Here is a 20,088-nt window from a genome sequence, read left to right as displayed (position 1 = left end):
AGGGGAGCTTTTTATGAAAGATTTAAAAGATTTAATAGAATTACAAAAAAAAATAGTACCAGAAGTAATAGAAATTTTAGAAAAAAGGTACAATATTTTGAGAAACGTTATGCACAATCAGCCTATAGGTAGGCGTACATTATCCCATAATTTAGGCTTGGGTGAAAGGATAATTAGAACTGAAGTAAATATTCTAAAGGAGCAAGGTTTATTAGATATAAAGTCGATGGGGATGAATATAACAGAAGAAGGATTAGCTATAATAGAAAAGCTTAAGGATTATATATATGAGTTGAAAGGCTTGAGAGATTTAGAAAACGTATTGGAATCAAAATTGGGTATAGAAAAAGTGTATATAGTTCCTGGTGACTGTGATAATGATAAGTTGATATTAAAAGACTTAGGGAAAAAAGCCTCTATAGTCATAAAGAACATTATACATAATGATTATATAATAGGAGTGACAGGTGGCACTACTATGGCCCAAGTTTCAGAAGAAATGCCAAAACAAAAAGGTAAAAAGAATGTGTTGGTGTTGCCAGCTCGTGGTGGATTAGGTAAGTATCTAGAAACTCAGGCGAATAACGTAGCGGCTAAATTGGCTGAAAAACTTGGTGGTTCATATAAATTATTGCATGTGCCTGATAATATTGGTAAAGAGGCTTTAGAAACTCTGTTGCAACTACCAGATATAGATGATACAGTGAAGAAGATTAAAAAGATGAATGTATTGGTATTTGGTATAGGAAGAGCAGATGATATGGCGAGAAGGAGACAGTTATCAAATGTGCTAATTAAAGAGCTGAAGGAAAAAGGTGCTGTAGCAGAGGCTTTTGGACATTATTTTAATACAAAAGGTGAAATAATTTGGGAATCAAATACAGTTGGCTTGTCACTAGTTGATTTTGAAAAAGTTAACAATGTGATAGGAGTAGCAGGTGGAGCTAGAAAGGCAAAAGCAATTGTGGCGATATGTGCACTGAAAAAAGATATGACCCTTGTAACAGATGAAGGGGCAGCTAGGAAAATTATTGAGTTAATTAATTAGCTACATAAAAGTAGCACTAAATATAAATAAAAAATTAAGGAGGTTTTTTTAATGGCAATTAAAGTTGGTATTAATGGTTTTGGAAGAATTGGTAGAAATGTTTTAAGATCAGCTGTTGAAAGTGGAGTAACTGAATTTGAGGTAGTAGCAATCAATGACTTAGCTAACCCAGAAGATTTAGCACACTTATTCAAATATGATTCATGCTTTGGAAAGTTCGAAGGAACTGTAGAAGTAGAAGGTGAGTACATAGTAATAAATGGTAAAAAAATAAAAGTGACTAGCGAAAGAGACCCAGAAAACTTACCATGGGGAGAATTAGGAGTAGACGTTGTTGTAGAATCAACTGGAATCTTCAGAGATAAAGAAAAAGCTGAAAAACACATTAAGGCTGGAGCTAAAAAAGTTGTAATCAGTGCACCAGCTAAAAACGAAGACGTAACTGTGGTTATGGGAGTAAATGAAGAAGAATATAACCCAGCTAATCACCACGTAATTTCAAATGCTTCTTGTACTACAAACTGTTTAGCTCCTGTAGCTAAAGTTATATTAGAAAAATTTGGTATCAAAAAAGGTTTAATGACTACTGTTCACTCGTATACTAATGACCAAAGAATATTAGACGCTCCTCATAAAAAGGATTTAAGAAGAGCAAGAGCTGCAGCAGAATCAATTATTCCAACAACTACTGGAGCTGCTAAAGCAGTTGCATTAGTATTACCTGAATTAAAAGGAAAATTAAACGGAATGGCTATGAGAGTTCCTACTCCAACTGTTTCAGTTGTAGACGTTACTTTCGAGGTGGAAAAAGAAGTTACTACTGAAGAAGTTAACCAAGCATTAAAAGAAGCAGCAGAAGGAGAATTAAAAGGAATTTTAGGATACTCAGAAGAGCCACTTGTGTCTGTTGACTACAGAAAAGACCCACATTCTTCAATAGTAGATGGACTTTCTACTATGGCTATCGGAAACATGGTAAAAGTTGTTTCTTGGTACGACAATGAGTGGGGTTACTCAACAAGAGTTGTTGACCTAATTAAATATATAGCTAAAAAGGGACTTTAATTCTCAAAAATAAAAGGAGTCCGGTTTTGTAGCAGAGCTACTTAACCGGCTTCTCCCTTTTTATGCCTAAACACTTATATATGTGTTATATTTTGATTAAGGGGTGATTCTAATGTTAAATAAAAAGTCAATTACTGATATGGAATTAAAAGATAAAAGAGTTTTAGTTAGATGTGATTTTAACATTCCTATGAACGATAATGGTGAAATTACTGACGATAGAAGAATAAGAAGTGCACTTCCAACTATAAAGCATATCATTGAAGAAGGCGGAAAAGTTATTTTAATGTCTCACTTAGGAAGACCAAAGGGAGAGCCAAAGCCTGAATTTAGCTTAGAGCCAGTGGCTAAAAGATTATCAGAGCTATTAGAAAAAGAAGTAGTTTTTGCTGCAGACGACGAAGTAGTAGGAGAAAATGCTAAAAAAGCAGTTGAAAACATGAATGTAGGCGATGTAGTTTTATTACAAAACACTAGATTCAGAAAAGAAGAAAAGAAAAACGACCCTGAATTTGCTAAAGAATTAGCTTCATTAGGGGAAGTATTCATCAATGATGCATTTGGTACAGCTCACAGAGCTCATGCTTCAAACGTAGGAGTTAGTGAACATTTACCATCTGCTGCTGGTTTTTTAGTGAAAAAAGAAATTGAAGTTATGGGTAAAGCTATGTCAAATCCAGAAAAACCATTTGTAGCTATTTTAGGTGGAGCTAAGGTATCAGACAAAATAGGTGTAATTGAAAACCTATTAGACAAAGTTGACGCTCTTGTAATCGGTGGAGGTATGATGTTTACATTCTTAAAGGCTAAAGGATTAAACATCGGTAAATCTCTATTAGAAGAAGACAAAATTGATTTAGCAAAAGAATTAATTAAAAAAGCAGAAGAAAAAGGAGTTAAGTTATTATTACCAGTAGATACAGTAGTAGCTAAAGAATTTAAAAATGATACTGAATTCAAAACTGTTAGCGTAGAAGAAATTCCAGAAGACATGATGGGATTAGATATAGGTGAAGAAACTTGCAAGCTTTTCGCTGAAGAAATTAAAAACGCTAAAACAGTAGTATGGAACGGACCAATGGGTGTATTCGAGATGGAAAACTTCGCAAAAGGTACAGAAGCAGTAGCTAAAGCTATGGCTGAAGCAGATGCTACTACTATCATTGGTGGAGGAGATAGTGCAGCTGCTGTAGATAAAACTGGATTAAACGAAAAAATGACTCACATTTCTACTGGTGGTGGAGCTTCATTAGAATTCTTTGAAGGAAAGATATTACCAGGTATAGCTGCAATTAGCGATAAGTAATTGTATAAAAATAAGGTGTTTGGTGTCATGGTGTTTAAAAAGTTACTATATGGCATCAAACACCAAATGTAATGTTTAAGTACTAAGATATTAGGAGGTAAACTTATGAGAACACCAATAATAGCTGGTAACTGGAAAATGAATAAAACTATAAGTGAAGGTGTAGAATTAGTAAATAAAATTAAAGATGTGGCAGCTAAAACAGATGTAGAAGTTGTAGTTTGTGTTCCTTTTGTTTCTCTTGATGCTATAAAGAAGGAATTAGAAGGAACAGAGGTTAAATTAGGTGCACAAAATATGCATTGGGAAGAAAGTGGAGCTTTTACAGGAGAAATATCACCTTTAATGCTTAAAGAAATTGGAATAGACTATGTTGTTATCGGTCACTCTGAAAGAAGACAATACTTTAATGAAACAGATGAAACTGTTAATAAAAAGATAAAAGCGGCAATAGCACATGGCATAAATCCAATAGTGTGTGTAGGTGAAACTCTAGAGCAAAGAGAAAATGGTGAAGAAAAAGAAGTAGTTAATGAGCAAGTTTTAAAAGCGTTAGAAGATGTAGAAGCTGAAGATGTTAAAAAAGTAGTTATAGCATATGAACCAATTTGGGCTATTGGTACAGGTAAAACAGCTTCAAGTGAAGACGCAAACGAAATGATTGAATATATAAGAAGCACTATAGAAGGAAAATATGGTGTGGACATATCTGAAGAAGTTAGAATTCAATATGGTGGAAGTGTAAAACCTAAAAATGTTACAGACATTATGAATCAACCTGACATAGATGGTGCATTAGTAGGTGGAGCAAGTCTAAAGGCAGAAGATTTTACTGATATTGTGAACTTCTAAGAGGAGGTCAAAAATGTCTAACAAATTAGCAGCATTAGTTATATTAGATGGATGGGGAATTGGTAAAGAATACGATGGAAATGCTATAAGCAAAGCTAATACTCCAAACTTTAATAAATTATTAGAAACTTATCCAAACACAACACTTGCGGCAAGTGGACTTGAAGTGGGGTTACCTGAGGGACAAATGGGTAACTCAGAGGTTGGTCACTTAAATATAGGCGCTGGAAGAATAGTATATCAAGAGTTTACTAGAATAACTAAGTCCATTGAAAATGGAGAGTTCTTTAATAATCCAGAGTTTATTAAAGCTATAGAAAATGTAAAGAAAAACAAATCTAAGTTACATTTAATGGGACTAGTTTCAGATGGAGGAGTTCATAGTCACAATTCACATCTATATGCTTTATTAGAACTAGCTAAAAAATATGAAGTAGAAGAGGTTTATGTACATTGCTATATGGACGGACGAGATGTACCACCGAAGAGTGGTAAAGGATATATTGAAGAGCTAGAAGTTAAATTAGAAGAAATAGGTGTAGGAAAAATAGCTACAGTTTCAGGTAGATATTATGCTATGGATAGAGATAAGAGATGGGATAGAACGCAGAAAGCATACGATGCAATGACGCTCGGTAAAGGTAGAGAGGCTAGTTCTGCAATTGAAGCAATGAATAGGTCTTATCAAGAAGATGTAACTGATGAGTTTGTGGTTCCTACTGTTGTCGTTAAAAATGGAGAGCCTATAGCAACTATAGATGATAATGACTCAATTATATTCTTCAATTTCAGACCAGACAGAGCTAGACAAATAACTAGAGCTATAGTTGACAAAGAGTTTGATGGCTTTACTAGAGAAAAGAAAGTAAATACGTTATTCGTATGTATGACTCAATATGATAAGACTATAGAGAATGTATCTATCGCATATAAGCCACAGAAGCATAAGAATACATTAGGTGAATATGTAAGCAGTTTAGGACTTAAGCAATTAAGAATAGCAGAAACAGAAAAGTATGCCCATGTAACATTCTTCTTCAATGGTGGAATTGAAGCACCAAATGAAGGTGAAGACAGGGTACTTATACCATCACCTAAGGTTGCAACATATGATTTAAAGCCTGAGATGAGCGCAGTTGAAGTTAAAGAAGAGGTAATTAAGAGAATCAAAGAAGAGAAATATGATTTAATTGTATTAAACTTTGCTAATCCAGATATGGTTGGTCATACTGGTAGCTTAGAAGCGGCAGTTAAAGCTATAGAAACTGTAGATAAGTGTTTAGGAGAAATAATAGAAGAAGTACAAAATGTAGATGGAAAACTATTAATTACTGCAGACCATGGTAATTCAGAGGAAATGATAGATGAAAAAACAGGTGGAGAAATTACAGCCCATACTACGAATAGAGTTCCTTGTATAATTATTGGAGAAGGAAATGTAGAATTAAGAGAAGGTAAATTAGCGGATATAGCACCAACATTACTTGAGATGATGAATGTTAGTGTGCCAAATGAAATGACAGGAGAATCTCTAATAGTTAAGTAAATTAAAGATATAAAATCTTTTTAATATACAATTTATAAACATGTAAGGAGGAGATTAAAAATGACAATGATTACTGATGTTTACGCTAGAGAAATACTTGATTCAAGAGGTAACCCAACTGTAGAGGTTGAAGTGTGGACTGAAAGTGGAGGATTCGGTAGAGCAGCTGTTCCATCAGGAGCTTCAACAGGAGCTTTTGAAGCAGTAGAATTAAGAGATGGAGATAAAGAAAGATTCTTAGGTAAGGGTGTTACTAAAGCTGTAGAAAATGTTAATGATGTAATTGCGCCAGAAATCATTGGTATGGATGCATTAGACCAAGTAGCAATAGATACTAAAATGATAGAATTAGATGGAACTGATAACAAATCTAAATTAGGTGCTAATGCTATTCTAGGTGTTTCAATGGCAGTAGCTAAAGCAGCAGCTAATGCATTAGGTATGCCACTATATCAATACATAGGTGGAGTAAATGCTAGAACTTTACCTGTACCAATGATGAACATCTTAAATGGTGGAGAGCATGCTGATAACAATGTAGACATCCAAGAATTTATGATTATGCCAGTAGGAGCTCCTAACTTCAAAGAAGCATTAAGAATGGGCTCAGAAATTTTCCACAATCTAAAAAAAGTATTAGGTGAAAAAGGATTAAACACTGCTGTAGGTGACGAAGGTGGATTTGCACCAAACTTAGGTTCAAACGAAGAAGCTCTTGCAACTATCGTTGAAGCTATTGAAAGAGCTGGATACAAACCAGGTGAAGAAGTAAAACTTGCATTAGACGTTGCTGCGACTGAACTTTACGACAAAGAAGCTAAAATATATAGATTAGCTGGAGAAGGAAAAGAGCTTACTTCTGAAGAACTTGTAAACTTCTACAGCGAATTAGTAGAAAAATACCCAATCGTATCTATTGAAGATGGTTTAGACGAAGAAGATTGGGAAGGATGGAAAGTATTAACTGAAAAATTAGGAGATAAAATCCAATTAGTTGGAGATGACTTATTCGTAACTAACACTAAAAGACTTAAAAAAGGTATCGAAAACGGTGTTGCTAACTCAATCTTAATCAAAGTTAACCAAATAGGAACTATAACTGAAACATTAGAAGCTATTGAAATGGCTAAGAGAGCTGGATATACAGCAGTAGTATCACACAGATCAGGTGAAACTGAAGATACAACAATTGCAGATTTCGTTGTAGCTACAAATGCAGGACAAATCAAGACTGGAGCTCCTTCTAGAACAGATAGAGTTGCTAAATACAACCAATTATTAAGATTAGAAGATATGCTTGGAACTACTGCACAATACTTAGGAATGGATGCATTCTACAACCTAAAGTAGGAAGCTTATAAATTGAATAGTAAAGTAGTATTTACCAAATAATAAGGGTGGAATTGAGCCCTTATTATTTGGTTTTATTAATTTTATGTTGAAAAAATGGATATAATAACCAAATACTTGGTTATAATTAATAAAGCTATAAATACTGTATTTTACGGGGGAAATATTGTTGATTTTAAAATAGCACTGTGTTAAAATAGGTATGTTAGTTTTAGTATGGGAGGTGGGACGATGCAAATATTATTTACAATTCTTTTAATAATAACAAGTTTAGTACTTATTGCAAGTATTTTATTACAGCCAGGAAAATCTGCTGGTTTATCAGGTACTATAGCAGGTGGTGCTGAAAGTATTTGGGGTAAAAATAAAGGAAGAAGCTATGAAGGCATCCTTGAAAAGCTAACAGCAATTTCAGCAATTCTTTTTGTTATATCTGCACTAGTACTTGCAGCATTACAATAATAAAATTGAATATGTAAAGGAGGTTATTGAAGTGGATTCACTAATTTATTTAGCTCCGATAGCAGGTATCATTGCATTATTATTTGCTTATTACAAAGCTAACAAGATTGGTAAAGTTGATGTAGGAACTGAAAGAATGAAAGAGATTTCTTCTTACATTCAAGAAGGTGCTATGGCTTTCTTATCAAGAGAATATAAGACGCTTATAGTATTCGTTGCAATTTTATTTGTAGTTTTAGGTTTTGGAATTGATTGGAATACAGCTTTTTGTTTCTTAGTAGGTGCTACATTCTCAGCATTAGCAGGTTTCTTTGGAATGAGAGTTGCTACTAAAGCAAACGTAAGAACTGCAAATGCAGCTAAGGAATCAGGAATGAATAAAGCACTTGATGTTGCATTCTCAGGTGGAGCAGTTATGGGAATGTCAGTTGTTGGATTAGGATTGTTAGGAGTAGGTGCTCTATACTTAATCTTTAAAGATGCTGCAGTTGTTACGGGATTTGGTTTAGGTGCTTCATCAATAGCTCTTTTTGGACGTGTTGGTGGAGGTATCTATACAAAGGCTGCAGACGTTGGAGCAGACTTAGTTGGTAAAGTTGAAGCAGGTATTCCGGAAGACGACCCAAGAAATCCTGCTGTTATAGCAGACAACGTTGGAGATAATGTTGGTGACGTTGCAGGTATGGGTGCAGACTTATTTGAATCATATGTAGGTTCTATTATCTCAGCTATTACATTAGGATTTATAGCTTTTGAATTTAATGGTGCAGTTTATCCATTATTACTTGCAGCTACTGGTATAATTGCTTCTATTATAGGTACCTTCTTTGTTAAAGGAAAAGAAGGTGCTGACCCACATAAAGCACTTAAAATGGGTACTTATGTAAGTGCTATTGTTACAGTAGTTGTTGCATTTTTCTTAAGTCAATATCTATTGGGTACATTAAAACCATTTATTGCAATAGTATCAGGGCTAGTAGTAGGAACTATAATTGGACAACTTACTGAATACTATACATCAGGTGAATTTAAGCCAGTTAAGACAATAGCTGACAAATCTGAAACAGGAAGTGCTACTAACATAATTGGTGGTCTAGCAGTAGGTATGTTATCAACTGCTCTTCCGATATTAATGATTGCTATTGGAATATTAGTTGCATTCTATGCAGGTGGTGGAGCAGCTAACGTTGGAGAAGGATTATATGGTATAGCTTTAGCAGCAGTAGGTATGTTATCAACTGCTGGTATGACTGTAGCAGTTGATGCTTATGGTCCAATAGCAGATAACGCTGGTGGTATAGCAGAAATGTGTGAATTACCAGGGGGAGTACGTGATATTACTGATAAATTAGATGCTGTTGGTAATACTACAGCAGCTATTGGTAAAGGATTTGCTATAGGTTCAGCTGCACTAACTGCATTAGCTTTATTCGCATCTTATACACAAGCAGTTGAATTAGATAAAATAGATTTAACACAGCCAACAGTTATTGTAGGTTTATTAGTAGGTGGTATGTTACCATTCTTATTCTCAGCTATAACTATGGAAGCTGTTGGTAAAGCGGCATTCAGTATGATTGAAGAGGTAAGAAGACAATTTAAAACTATTCCAGGAATCATGGAAGGAAAAGCTAAACCAGAATACAAAAAATGTGTTGATATCAGTACAGCAGCTGCATTAAAAGAAATGATGGTTCCGGGATTATTAGCAGTATTAGCACCATTAGCTACAGGTATATTATTAGGTACAGAAGCATTAGGTGGATTATTAGCTGGTGCTTTAGTATCGGGTGTACTTATGGCTATTATGATGGCTAATGCTGGTGGAGCTTGGGACAATGCTAAGAAGTACATTGAAGAAGGTCATCATGGTGGAAAAGGAAGCGAAGCTCACAAAGCAGCAGTTGTTGGTGATACTGTAGGTGACCCATTCAAGGATACTTCAGGTCCATCAATCAATATCTTAATCAAGCTTATGACAATAGTTGCATTAGTATTCGCTCCATTATTCTTACAAATGGGTGGATTACTTCTAAAATTATTCTAGTAAGATAAACCCCTTCTCTTTTGAGAAGGGGTTTTATTGTAGTGTAGAAAAAGAAAAGTAAGTATAGCTGTTATTTGAAATCAAGATTAATATAATAAAGCATTGATAACTTGATATATGTGGTATAAAATAAAAGTGGAATACTTTGCATGTTATGGCATCGTATTACTATCGAATTACGAAAATTGTATTATTTCCTGGGAAAAGTGCGAATATAAATAATTTTTTATCAAGAGGGTGAATTAATGAAAAAATGGATTAGTTTTATATTAATTATTGCTTTGGTTTTAGGTTTATCTGTAAATGTATATGGAGCAGATTTATTATACAGATTAACCCATGGTGACCAGGATGCTTTAGTATTAGGGACTGTTACTGAAGCTAAAGATGATTGGATTAAAGTTGATATCTAAAGCACTTTGAATGGTATAGAGGTTGATAAGCATATAAAAATATATGCTGATAAAAATAGAAAGATTGAGCCTAAATTCCACTGGTATACACCAGAAAAAGGAGATTTTATAATAGCTTCAATTGATAAGAAGTTTTTAAATTATGAAGTAAAATGGGGAGTATTTAAGGTTTCATCTCTAGACTACAAAACTCTTAAAATAGAAAAAGGGCTAAATCCCAAAGATAATGCAATTTTTCAACATTATATAAACAACGGTTGTAAGGTAGCTAATTATTATATAGATGAAGATAAGGTTTATATAAAAAATGATGACGGTTCAACTATACAAATATATCCTACTGATATTAATGACATCGAAGAAAATAAGGAGTCAAATCATACAGATACAATAAGTGAAGATTCATTACAAAATAATAGTAACCGAGTTATTGAGAATAATGAAAATAGTTTATTATTTCCAATGATTTTTATAGCTTTAATATTAATAATTGTGTACATATATATCCAAAAAAGAAGAGCTTAAGCCAGGGTAATTTCATAGAGTTAAGATGAGCTTCGAGTAATCGAAGCTATTTTTAAGCCAACAGCTAAAATATTTTAAATTTTACATTTTCAATTTTAAATTGTACTGTAGTGGTATTTAATCGAAAGTTTTGTTATAACGACTGCAGGCGAAGACAGCACAAAGTTTCAACAAAACTAACCATAATTAATAAATGTGGTATTTAATCGAAAGTTTTGTTATAATCATATAGAGTAGGATAATAATATGTACTAATAAATATAATATTACAACATTAGTGAGGATGATAGAATGAAAGTAAACATAGATGGTTTGAATATAAGCTATGTTTGTGAAGGCGAAGGAAAAAATGTCTTACTATTGCATGGATGGGGAGCAAATATAACTACAATGCTACCTATACTTAATCATTTAAAGGATAGATTTAAAGTATATGCAATAGACTTACCTGGCTTTGGTGAGAGTGATAAACCAAAAGAGATTTGGGGGAATTTTGAATATGCAGATATAGTGAAGAAGTTTATAGATAAGATGGAAATGAAAGAAGTTATTCTTATTGGACATTCACATGGAGGTAGAATTTCGATTATATTATCTAATAGATATCCAGAACTAGTAAAGAAAATGGTTCTTATTGATAGTGCAGGTTTAATACCAAAACGCTCTATGAAGTACTACTTAAAAGTATATAGCTTTAAGACTTTAAAATTCTTATATAATACTATGTTGTTTTGGACTAATAAAGAAGAAAGAATGGAGAAATTTTATAAAAAATTTGGTTCTACAGATTATAGAGCAGCAGATGGTATAATGAGAAAGATAATGGTCAAAGTTATAAACCAAGACTTAAGACCACTATTAAAAGGCATCAAAGCATCAACACTACTTGTATGGGGTAAAGATGATACAGCTACTCCAGTTTATATGGGAAAAATAATGGAAAAAGAGATAAAGGACAGTGGATTAGTAGTACTTGAGAATGCAGGACATTATTCATATGTAGATCAATATAATAGATTTAAGTTAATATTAGATAGCTTTTTAAAGGATTAATAAATAAAATTAAAAGAACAATGAGCATCAATATTATCAAGGAGAGTGAAAATGATGGATGTGATTAGTAACAATTTATTTTGGATTTTAGCAGTGGTTACTGGAGCATTATGGCTAACAGCTGCTTTTTATAAAATTAGATTTTGTCTTCATATGATACAATTAGAAGGATATAAAAATAAAAATTACATAAACTGGCTTGAGGAGTTCGGTTATAAAGTTTTTACTAATAAAGTAAAGATGTCTTTCATAGCTATTAGTATTTTATCTGTACTATATTTAATTTCTTCATTATTTACAAAGAATTTAATCATATGGATAGGATATATAGTTTTATGGTCTCTATTAATTTTATTTAGTATAAACTTTAAAAAAGAAAAGGCTAAAAAAGAATTAGTTTATACTAAAAGAGCAAAAAGATTGTTAGTGTCTAATTTCATAGTTAATTTACTAGAATTAGCTTTAATAGCTGTAGTATTTTTCTTAGTTGTTGGATTAAAATATTACTATCCTGTAATATTGTTAGCTAGTGCAGTTATATATTATTTCATACCTCAAAATATGATTTTAGCAAATATACTAGTTAGACCAGTTGAAAATAGGGTTAATAAATATTATTACGATAAAGCTTATAATAAGGTTAGAAGCTTTAAAGACTTAAACGTAGTTGGAATAACGGGTAGTTTTGGTAAGACAAGTACTAAATTTATTACAGCTAAAATATTAGAAGAAAAGTATAATGTACTAAAAACTCCAGAGAGTTATAATACACCTATGGGTATAAGTAAAGTTATAAATAATACTTTAAACGACGAACACGAAGTCTTTGTGGTAGAAATGGGAGCTAGACAAATAGGTGATATAGAGGAAGTAGCAAAACTTGCTGGTCCTCAAATTGGTATACTTACTGCTGTAGGACCGACACATCTTGATACATTTAAAAACATAGATAATATTATGAAAACTAAGTATGAGTTAATAGAAGAATTACCAACGGATGGTATAGCTATATTCAATTACGACAACGAATATGTAAGAAAGTTAGCTGATAAGACATTTAAAGAAAAAATATTATATGGTATGGAAGATGTTGAAAAATTAGATATATATGCAACAGATATAGAAGTAGGAGAAATGGGTTCAACGTTTATACTTAATGATAAAGAAGGAAATAAAGTAAAATGTAATACTAAGCTGTTAGGAGAGCATAACATTTCAAATCTATTAGCAGGAGCAGCTACAGGAAAGGCTTTAGGATTGACTTTAGAAGAAATAGCAGAAGGCATATCTAAAGTAGAGCCAGTACCTCATAGATTGCAGTTAATAAATCCTGGTACAGGAGTTATTGTTATAGACGATTCATTTAATTCAAACCCAATAAGTTCTAAAGCAGCATTAGATGTAGTTAGTCAATTTAAAGAGGGAAGAAAAATTGTTATAACACCAGGTATGGTAGAATTAGGAGAACAAGAAGAAGAAGCTAATGAACAATTTGGAAGAAATATAGCTAAAGTATGTGATTATGCTATACTTGTAGGAAAAAATAGAACAAAACCTATATACAGAGGAATATTAGATGAAGGCTTTAATAAAGATAATATATTTGTTGTAAGCACATTAGACCAAGCAACAAATAAACTTCAACAGATTGTAAAACCTAAGGATGTTGTATTATTCGAAAATGACTTACCTGATACGTATAATGAATAAAATACATTGAATATATATAATATTGGAAAGGAGATATTGTATGAAGAAAAAGGTAGGGGTAGTGTTTGGAGGCAGAAGTGTAGAGCACGAAGTTTCAGTTATAACAGGATTACAAATAATAGAAAACATTGATAAATCAAAATATGATGTTATACCTATATATATAAATAAAGATGGTAAATGGCTTACAGGTGATAGTTTACTAGACTTTAAAAACTTTAAAGAAAATAAGTTAAATGATTTAAAAGAGATAGTAGTTATTCCAAAGAGTAATGATAATAAAATATACACACATCCAGAGAAAATAAAATTATTTGGGAAGAAGATATTAGATAGTATAGATGTTATTATTCCAGCTGTACATGGCACTAATGGAGAAGATGGTACTTTACAAGGATTATTTGAGCTAATGAACATTCCATATGTAGGTGGAGGAGTATTAGCTTCATCAGTAGGAATGGATAAAGTAGTTATGAAATCTGTATTTAAATCTTACGATTTACCTGTAGTAGATTATATATGGTTTTTCAGAAAAAGATGGAATGAAAACAAAGAAAATGTGATAAAAGAAGTAGAAGAGAAGTTAGGTTATCCTGTATTTGTGAAGCCTGCTAATCTAGGTTCAAGTATAGGAATAACTAAAGCTAAAGATAGAGAAAAATTAGAAGAAGCTATAGAAGTAGCTATAAGATATGATAGAAAAATTATAGTAGAAAAAAGTGTAGAAAATCCTAGAGAGATAAATTGTGCAGTATTAGGATATGATGATAACTTAAAGACATCCTTATGCGAGGAACCGTTAGGATGGAAGGAATTATTATCATACGAAGATAAGTATGTAAGGAGTAATACTAAAGGAGCTAAAGGAGAAAGAAGAGTTATTCCAGCAGATATTCTAGATAATATAAAAGAGCAAATAGAGGAACTTGCTAAACAAGCATTTATGGCTATAGATTGTAGAGGAGTAGCTAGAATAGATTTCTTAGTACAAGAAGATAAAGTTTATATTAATGAGATTAATACTATGCCTGGTTCTATTTCATATTACCTTTGGGAACCAATGGGTATATCATTTAAAGAATTAATAAATGAGCTTTTAGAAATAGCTTTTGTAACATACCAAGATAAACAAAAAAATATGTATTCTTATGATGTTGATTTATTTAAGAAAATTGATTTAGCAAACAACTCAGCGAAAATATAAAGATATTATATTTATACTGGGGCATGTAGATAACTTAGTCTACATGCCTTTCATATATAATCAGTCAATGAAAATAATATTTAATCAGAAATATATATGTTATAATATGGAATAGGAGTAAAAGAGAGTAGGTGTTAAATTGAATTATTTACATGAGAATGCAAAACCTTTTTATTTTAAAGGTAATAATATAGGAATTTTATTAATACATGGGTTTACAGGTTCACCTGCAGAGATGAGATTATTAGGTGAATATTTAGCAGATAAGGGTTATACAGTTAAAGGCATATTATTGAAGGGACATGGGACAAAGGTAGAAGATATGGAGCAGACAAATTGGAAGGATTGGATTTCTTCTGCAGAAACAGAATTGATACAACTTAAAAATAAATGTGACAAAATTATTGTAATTGGACTTTCAATGGGAGGAATAATAGCATTAAATCTGGCAGCGAGATTTGAAGTAGATAGTATTATTAGTATATCTGCTCCAATAAATATAACTAATAAAAAAGCATACTTTTCATCTATTTTAAAGTATTTTAAAAAATATGAATACAAGCCTAAAAAAGAACTAGCAAAAGATATAGAAGATTATCTTATAGGATATGATAAAACACCAGTGTCAGTAGTACCTCATTTATTAAAATTGATTAGAAAAACAAAGTGGAGATTAAGAAAAGTAAAGGCTCCTGTACTTATTTTACAATCAAAGAATGACAACACTGTAAAATATGATAGTGCAGAATATATATTTAATAAAGTTGGTTCTGAAATAAAAAAATTAGTTTTCTTAGAAAAAAGTGGACATGTTGTAACTGTTGATTGTGAAAGGGATAAAGCTTTTAAGGAAATAAATAAATTTATTAAAGATATAGGAATAGTTGAAGAATAAATTCACTTATAGGAATGTATTCATATTTTTAATTATGACAATACTTAAATATGACTAAAATAATACTTGGGAGGGGAATATAATGAATAGAGAAGAAGCTTTAAAGCAAGTTAAGAAAAATGTAAAAAACAAAAACCTTGTTAAGCACATGCTAGCAGCAGAAGCAGTAATGAGAGGACTAGCAGAAAAATTTAATGAAGATGTTGACAAATGGGGGTTAGCTGGATTAGTACACGATATAGATTATGAAGAAACTGCCGATGACCCTAACAGACATAGCATAGTTGGAGCTGAAATGCTACAAGAACTAGGTTATGAAGACGATGTTGTATATGCTGTTAAGGTACATAATGATGCACATGGATTAGAGAGAAAATCATTAATGGATAAAGCACTTTATTGTAGTGACCCTTTAACAGGCTTAATAGTTGCTGCAGCACTTATTTCACCAACTAAAAAATTAAATGATATCGATACTCAATTTGTAATGAATCGTTTTAATGAGAAGTCATTTGCTAGAGGTGCTAATAGAGAACAAATTAAAGCATGTAGAGAATTAGGTTTAGAATTAGAAGAATTTATTAGTATAGGTCTTGAATCAATGCAAAAGATTCATAAGGATTTAGGTCTATAATATTAAGATATGGAGGAGTGTTTATGAATACTAAAGAGAAGATAGTTGAGGTTATGAGGGAACAAGCCTATAAGCCTATGCTCAGGGAAGAGCTTGCTGATTTTTTTCAGATTAATCGTGATGAAGTAAAAGAGTTTTATAAGATACTTGATGAAATGGAAGCAGAAGGACGAATAATTAAAACTAGAAATAACAGATACGGAATACCAGAAAGAATGAATTTAGTTGTAGGGAAATTACAAGGTAATCCCAAAGGATATGGATTTGTTATACCTGATAACGAAGACTTAAAGGACATTTTTGTTTCTCCTTCTGACTTAAATGGAGCTTTGCATGGAGATAAGGTTGTAGTACGTGTATCTAGAACATATGAAGATTTAAGAAAACCAGAGGGAGAAGTTATCAGAATACTAGAAAGAGCTAATAAAAAGATAGTAGGTACATTTGAGAAGAGTAGAAATTTCGGTTTTGTTGTTCCAGATGACAACAGAATTAATATGGATGTATTTATACCTAAGTCTGAAATTAATGGAGCAAAAACCGACCAAAAGGTAGTAGTAGAGATTACAAAATGGCCTGAAAAACGAAGAAGTCCAGAAGGTAAAGTAGTAGAAATATTGGGAGATAAAGATGATGTTGGAACAGATATATTAGCTGTAATTAAAAAATATGGTTTATCTCAAGAGTTTCCAACAAAGGTTATTAATGAAGCCAAAAGCATACCAGATACTATTCCAGTAAGTGAAATAAAGCGTAGAAGAGATTTGAGAGATATGACAATATTTACAATTGATGGTGCAGATGCTAAGGATTTAGATGATGCGGTATCTATTGAAAAGCTCAATAATGGAAATTACAAGTTAGGTGTACATATTGCTGATGTATCATATTATGTGAAAGAAGGTTCTAAGTTAGATAAGGAAGCACTAAAAAGAGGAACTAGTGTTTATTTAGTAGATAGAGTAATACCTATGTTACCGCAGAAGCTATCAAATGGTGTATGTAGCTTAAATCCTAAGGTTCCAAGACTTACCTTAAGTGTATTTATGGAAACAAATGAAGACGGTAAGGTTTTAAGTCACGAAATAGTTGAAAGCATAATACAAAGTAAAGAAAGATTAACTTATACAGATGTATCAGATATTTTAGAAAAAGATGACCCACAATTAAAGCAAAGATATGAGCATATATTAGAAGAACTTAAACTTATGGAGGAGTTATGTAACATATTACAAGAAAAACGAGAAAAGAGAGGAAGTATAGATTTTAATTTTGATGAAGCTAAAATAGTTCTAGATAAAGATGGTAAGCCTGTAGATATAAGAAAAAGAGAACGTAGGATTGCTAATAGAATGATAGAGGAATTTATGTTGGTTTGTAACGAAACAGTAGCTGAATATATGTACTGGACAAATACACCTTTTATATATAGAATACATGAAGACCCAGATGTAGAAAGAATTAATGAATTTAATAAGTTTATACATAACTTTGGATATGTATTAAAGGGCACACAAGACATACATCCAAAGGAATTACAACAGTTATTAAAGAAAGTTGAAAGTACTAAAGAAGAAACAGTTATTAATACATTGATGTTAAGGTCATTGAAAAAGGCTAGATATAGTAGTGACAGTCAAAGTCACTTTGGATTGGCAGCAAGATATTATTGTCACTTTACTTCACCTATAAGGAGATATCCTGATTTACAGATTCATAGAATAATAAAAGAGCTTCTAAATGGTAAAATTACAGAATCTAGAATAGAAAAATTAAAAAGAAGAGCACCTTCGGTAGCAGAACAGTCATCGGTAAGAGAAAGAATAGCAGAAGAAGCAGAAAGAGAAACAGAAGATCTTAAAAAGGTTGAATATATGTCAGAAAGAATTGGAGAGATTTATGAAGGGATTATCTCAGGGATTACTTCCTTCGGTATTTTTGTAGAGCTTGATAATACTATTGAAGGTCTAGTGCATGTGAGTACATTAGTTGACGATTACTATCAATATGATGAGTTAAACTATTGCTTAATAGGAGAAAGAACTAAGAAGACATACAAGATAGGAGATGTAGTAAAGGTTCAGCTAGTAAAAGCAGATATCAGTAGTCGAGAAATAGATTTTATATTAATAGAAGAATAAATAATTGGCTAATTATGAAATACTTCATAATTAGCCTTAATTTTTATATCTAATATTTAACCAATGCTTTTGTCGAAAAGCGAAAGGCGAATAGCCAATAGCTATAGTTAATAGGCGAAGTTGCATATTGACTATATAATGACTATAAGAATATAAGAAAAGATGATATAATAAGTATTACAAGGGGGACTTATATGGGGACTATAGGTGCTATATTGTTGTTTATAATTTTATTACTTATTGTTGAAGTTTTTTCTATAGCTTTAAAAATTACAGGTTTAGATATTGACAAAGCAAGATTTCAAGTGATATCTATAATAACAAATACAGGCTTTACTACACAGGAATCAGAACTTATAACCCAACATCCTACAAGGAGAAAAATAGCACAAATACTTATGCTGATAAGTTATGTTGGATATGCAGCATTAATAGCGTTAGTATTAAATATATTGCAGAGTAGTAATAGGTTTTTATATATAACAATAACAATAATAGTTATAGCTTTCTTTGTGCTTATGCTTATTAGATATAAATGGGTGAGTAGAAGCTTAGAACAGTTAATTGAAAAGCAATTGTTAGGTAAAATGAAGAAGAAAAAATCTAAAACTGTAGAAGAGGTTTTAAAGTTAAATGAAGAATATGGTGTAGTTGAGTTTGTTATTGAAGAAGGAAGTATTCTTGTAGGTAAAAGTCTTAAAGAATTAGGGCTAACAAAGAGAAATATACAGATATTAAACATAGATAAGGGTTCAAAAATGATTCATTTTCCTAAAAGTAACTATGTTTTTGTAATAGGTGATAAAGTAAATGTATATGGTAATCTAGATAATATTAAAAGTTTGGTACTAAACCAATATCGTAAAGAAACTGTTGACAATTAACATAATATTTGATAAACTAAAATATAGACTGTAAACAATAGTGGTGATAAAGATGGCTAAAAACAGTAATAAAAAGATAATAGCTAATAACAAGAAAGCACGACATGACTACTATATTGAAGAAACTTTTGAAGCAGGTATAGTATTAAAAGGAACAGAGGTAAAGTCTGTTAGACAAGGAAAAGTAAATCTTAAGGATAGTTATGCCATTGTTGAGAACGGAGAAGTGTTTATATACAATATGCATATAAGTCCTTATGAAAAAGGGAATATATACAATGTAGACCCTTTGAGAGTTAGAAAGCTTCTACTTCATAAAAGGGAAATAAGAAAGCTTATAGGTTATACAACTCAAAAAGGATATTCACTTATACCACTTAGATTGTATTTAAAGAATGGTCTTGTTAAGATAGAGCTCTCTATTGCTAAAGGTAAGAAATTATACGATAAGAGAGCAGATATTGCTAAGAAAGATGCACAGAGAAGAATACAAAAGCATTTAAGTGCTAAATACAGATAGATTGTTAATAAGTTTATAATTACTAACAATTAATGTTAGTATTTTATATAAAACTAAATATCGTGGGGGCGAATTAGGTTTCGACGGGGGTATGGAGCCAAGAGTAGCGAGTCGTGGTTGGTTTGGTACCACGTAAAAAAGCCAAGCATAAAGATAAACGCTGAAGAAAATTACGCTTTAGCTGCGTAAGAACACGCAGCTCCCTTCCTCTAATAGTCCCGCCTATTAGAGTATAAGGGCCATCATTTGCGGGGAACTGCTGCAGGGGAGCTCCGACCTGTAGTAGAATACTCGGAGATAGTTTTATATGAAGCCTGTTGTTGGGCGGCATATAAGGCGAATGTAAATCAGCAACTGCACTCGGAGAAGCTCTTGGTGAAGTGCTTTCGGACGTGGGTTCGATTCGTAAGGAGTCGCCCTGTAAAGTGATTTA

At 32.0% G+C, this 20,088-nt stretch carries 18 protein-coding genes and 1 other RNA gene; all 19 read left to right on the top strand.

Annotated elements, in window-relative coordinates; genetic code table 11:
• Window positions 1–13: 13 nt before the first annotated feature.
• The 19 genes from L21TH_RS06090 (at window position 14) to ssrA (ending at window position 20,061) form a co-directional block, all read left to right on the top strand.
• A complete protein-coding gene (locus L21TH_RS06090) occupies window positions 14–1,048 on the top strand; it encodes a sugar-binding transcriptional regulator (protein ID WP_006311846.1) in 1,035 nt (344 codons plus the stop codon).
• 51 nt (window positions 1,049–1,099) lie between these two features.
• Window positions 1,100–2,113 carry a type I glyceraldehyde-3-phosphate dehydrogenase gene (gene gap / locus L21TH_RS06085; protein WP_006311844.1) on the top strand — a complete coding sequence of 338 codons (1,014 nt, stop codon included), beginning with the start codon at window positions 1,100–1,102 and terminating at the stop codon, window positions 2,111–2,113.
• Window positions 2,114–2,225: 112 nt separating this feature from the next.
• A complete protein-coding gene (locus L21TH_RS06080; RefSeq protein WP_006311842.1) occupies window positions 2,226–3,419 on the top strand; it encodes a phosphoglycerate kinase in 1,194 nt (397 codons plus the stop codon).
• Between the two features lie 105 nt (window positions 3,420–3,524).
• Entirely contained in the window at window positions 3,525–4,271 is a 747-nt protein-coding gene (gene tpiA, locus L21TH_RS06075; protein ID WP_006311837.1) for a triose-phosphate isomerase, read from the top strand.
• 13 nt (window positions 4,272–4,284) lie between these two features.
• Window positions 4,285–5,817, top strand: a complete 1,533-nt coding sequence (gene gpmI, locus L21TH_RS06070) for a 2,3-bisphosphoglycerate-independent phosphoglycerate mutase (protein WP_006311836.1) — start codon at window positions 4,285–4,287, stop codon at window positions 5,815–5,817.
• A 60-nt stretch (window positions 5,818–5,877) separates the two neighbouring features.
• Window positions 5,878–7,167: a phosphopyruvate hydratase gene (gene eno / locus L21TH_RS06065; RefSeq protein ID WP_006311835.1), complete on the top strand. Its 1,290-nt coding sequence runs from the start codon at window positions 5,878–5,880 to the stop codon at window positions 7,165–7,167.
• 231 nt (window positions 7,168–7,398) lie between these two features.
• Window positions 7,399–7,629, top strand: a complete 231-nt coding sequence (gene secG / locus L21TH_RS06060; protein WP_006311834.1) for a preprotein translocase subunit SecG — start codon at window positions 7,399–7,401, stop codon at window positions 7,627–7,629.
• 31 nt (window positions 7,630–7,660) lie between these two features.
• Window positions 7,661–9,676, top strand: coding sequence for a sodium-translocating pyrophosphatase (locus L21TH_RS06055; protein ID WP_006311832.1), 2,016 nt, complete (start codon window positions 7,661–7,663; stop codon window positions 9,674–9,676).
• Between the two features lie 245 nt (window positions 9,677–9,921).
• Window positions 9,922–10,089 (top strand): hypothetical protein, encoded by a 168-nt coding sequence (locus tag L21TH_RS14255; protein ID WP_006311831.1) that lies wholly within the window; start codon window positions 9,922–9,924, stop codon window positions 10,087–10,089.
• A gap of 6 nt (window positions 10,090–10,095) precedes the next feature.
• Window positions 10,096–10,614 (top strand): hypothetical protein, encoded by a 519-nt coding sequence (locus L21TH_RS06050; RefSeq protein WP_006311830.1) that lies wholly within the window; start codon window positions 10,096–10,098, stop codon window positions 10,612–10,614.
• A gap of 291 nt (window positions 10,615–10,905) precedes the next feature.
• Window positions 10,906–11,667, top strand: a complete 762-nt coding sequence (locus L21TH_RS06045) for an alpha/beta fold hydrolase (RefSeq protein ID WP_006311829.1) — start codon at window positions 10,906–10,908, stop codon at window positions 11,665–11,667.
• A 54-nt stretch (window positions 11,668–11,721) separates the two neighbouring features.
• A complete protein-coding gene (locus tag L21TH_RS06040; protein ID WP_205617964.1) occupies window positions 11,722–13,377 on the top strand; it encodes a UDP-N-acetylmuramoyl-tripeptide--D-alanyl-D-alanine ligase in 1,656 nt (551 codons plus the stop codon).
• Between the two features lie 40 nt (window positions 13,378–13,417).
• Window positions 13,418–14,581, top strand: a complete 1,164-nt coding sequence (locus L21TH_RS06035) for a D-alanine--D-alanine ligase family protein (RefSeq protein WP_006311826.1) — start codon at window positions 13,418–13,420, stop codon at window positions 14,579–14,581.
• 139 nt (window positions 14,582–14,720) lie between these two features.
• Complete coding sequence (locus L21TH_RS06030) at window positions 14,721–15,476, top strand: alpha/beta hydrolase (protein ID WP_006311824.1); 756 nt, start codon at window positions 14,721–14,723, stop codon at window positions 15,474–15,476.
• A gap of 82 nt (window positions 15,477–15,558) precedes the next feature.
• Window positions 15,559–16,110 carry an HDIG domain-containing metalloprotein gene (locus tag L21TH_RS06025; protein WP_006311821.1) on the top strand — a complete coding sequence of 184 codons (552 nt, stop codon included), beginning with the start codon at window positions 15,559–15,561 and terminating at the stop codon, window positions 16,108–16,110.
• Between the two features lie 23 nt (window positions 16,111–16,133).
• Window positions 16,134–18,251 (top strand): ribonuclease R, encoded by a 2,118-nt coding sequence (gene rnr, locus L21TH_RS06020; protein WP_006311820.1) that lies wholly within the window; start codon window positions 16,134–16,136, stop codon window positions 18,249–18,251.
• 194 nt (window positions 18,252–18,445) lie between these two features.
• The gene (locus L21TH_RS06015) at window positions 18,446–19,135 is read left to right on the top strand and encodes a cation:proton antiporter regulatory subunit (protein ID WP_006311819.1); all 690 of its coding nucleotides are present in this window, start codon (window positions 18,446–18,448) and stop codon (window positions 19,133–19,135) included.
• 52 nt (window positions 19,136–19,187) lie between these two features.
• Window positions 19,188–19,655 (top strand): SsrA-binding protein SmpB, encoded by a 468-nt coding sequence (gene smpB, locus L21TH_RS06010; RefSeq protein ID WP_006311818.1) that lies wholly within the window; start codon window positions 19,188–19,190, stop codon window positions 19,653–19,655.
• 73 nt (window positions 19,656–19,728) lie between these two features.
• Window positions 19,729–20,061, top strand: a transfer-messenger RNA (tmRNA) gene (ssrA, locus tag L21TH_RS14030).
• Window positions 20,062–20,088 lie beyond the last annotated feature (27 nt).

Origin of the sequence: Caldisalinibacter kiritimatiensis (genome assembly GCF_000387765.1) — a bacterium.
Classification (GTDB): domain Bacteria; phylum Bacillota; class Clostridia; order Tissierellales; family Caldisalinibacteraceae; genus Caldisalinibacter; species Caldisalinibacter kiritimatiensis.
The sequence above is the reverse complement of the archived record's forward strand: the minus strand, read 5'-3'. Positions and strand labels throughout refer to the sequence as shown.

Coding starts and splice junctions, on each gene's coding strand:
- L21TH_RS06090 (WP_006311846.1), top strand. CDS start 14: ATGAAAGATTTAAAAGATTTAATAGAATTACAAAAAAAAATAGTACCA.
- gap (WP_006311844.1), top strand. CDS start 1,100: ATGGCAATTAAAGTTGGTATTAATGGTTTTGGAAGAATTGGTAGAAAT.
- L21TH_RS06080 (WP_006311842.1), top strand. CDS start 2,226: ATGTTAAATAAAAAGTCAATTACTGATATGGAATTAAAAGATAAAAGA.
- tpiA (WP_006311837.1), top strand. CDS start 3,525: ATGAGAACACCAATAATAGCTGGTAACTGGAAAATGAATAAAACTATA.
- gpmI (WP_006311836.1), top strand. CDS start 4,285: ATGTCTAACAAATTAGCAGCATTAGTTATATTAGATGGATGGGGAATT.
- eno (WP_006311835.1), top strand. CDS start 5,878: ATGACAATGATTACTGATGTTTACGCTAGAGAAATACTTGATTCAAGA.
- secG (WP_006311834.1), top strand. CDS start 7,399: ATGCAAATATTATTTACAATTCTTTTAATAATAACAAGTTTAGTACTT.
- L21TH_RS14255 (WP_006311831.1), top strand. CDS start 9,922: ATGAAAAAATGGATTAGTTTTATATTAATTATTGCTTTGGTTTTAGGT.
- L21TH_RS06045 (WP_006311829.1), top strand. CDS start 10,906: ATGAAAGTAAACATAGATGGTTTGAATATAAGCTATGTTTGTGAAGGC.
- L21TH_RS06040 (WP_205617964.1), top strand. CDS start 11,722: ATGGATGTGATTAGTAACAATTTATTTTGGATTTTAGCAGTGGTTACT.
- L21TH_RS06035 (WP_006311826.1), top strand. CDS start 13,418: ATGAAGAAAAAGGTAGGGGTAGTGTTTGGAGGCAGAAGTGTAGAGCAC.
- L21TH_RS06025 (WP_006311821.1), top strand. CDS start 15,559: ATGAATAGAGAAGAAGCTTTAAAGCAAGTTAAGAAAAATGTAAAAAAC.
- rnr (WP_006311820.1), top strand. CDS start 16,134: ATGAATACTAAAGAGAAGATAGTTGAGGTTATGAGGGAACAAGCCTAT.
- L21TH_RS06015 (WP_006311819.1), top strand. CDS start 18,446: ATGGGGACTATAGGTGCTATATTGTTGTTTATAATTTTATTACTTATT.
- smpB (WP_006311818.1), top strand. CDS start 19,188: ATGGCTAAAAACAGTAATAAAAAGATAATAGCTAATAACAAGAAAGCA.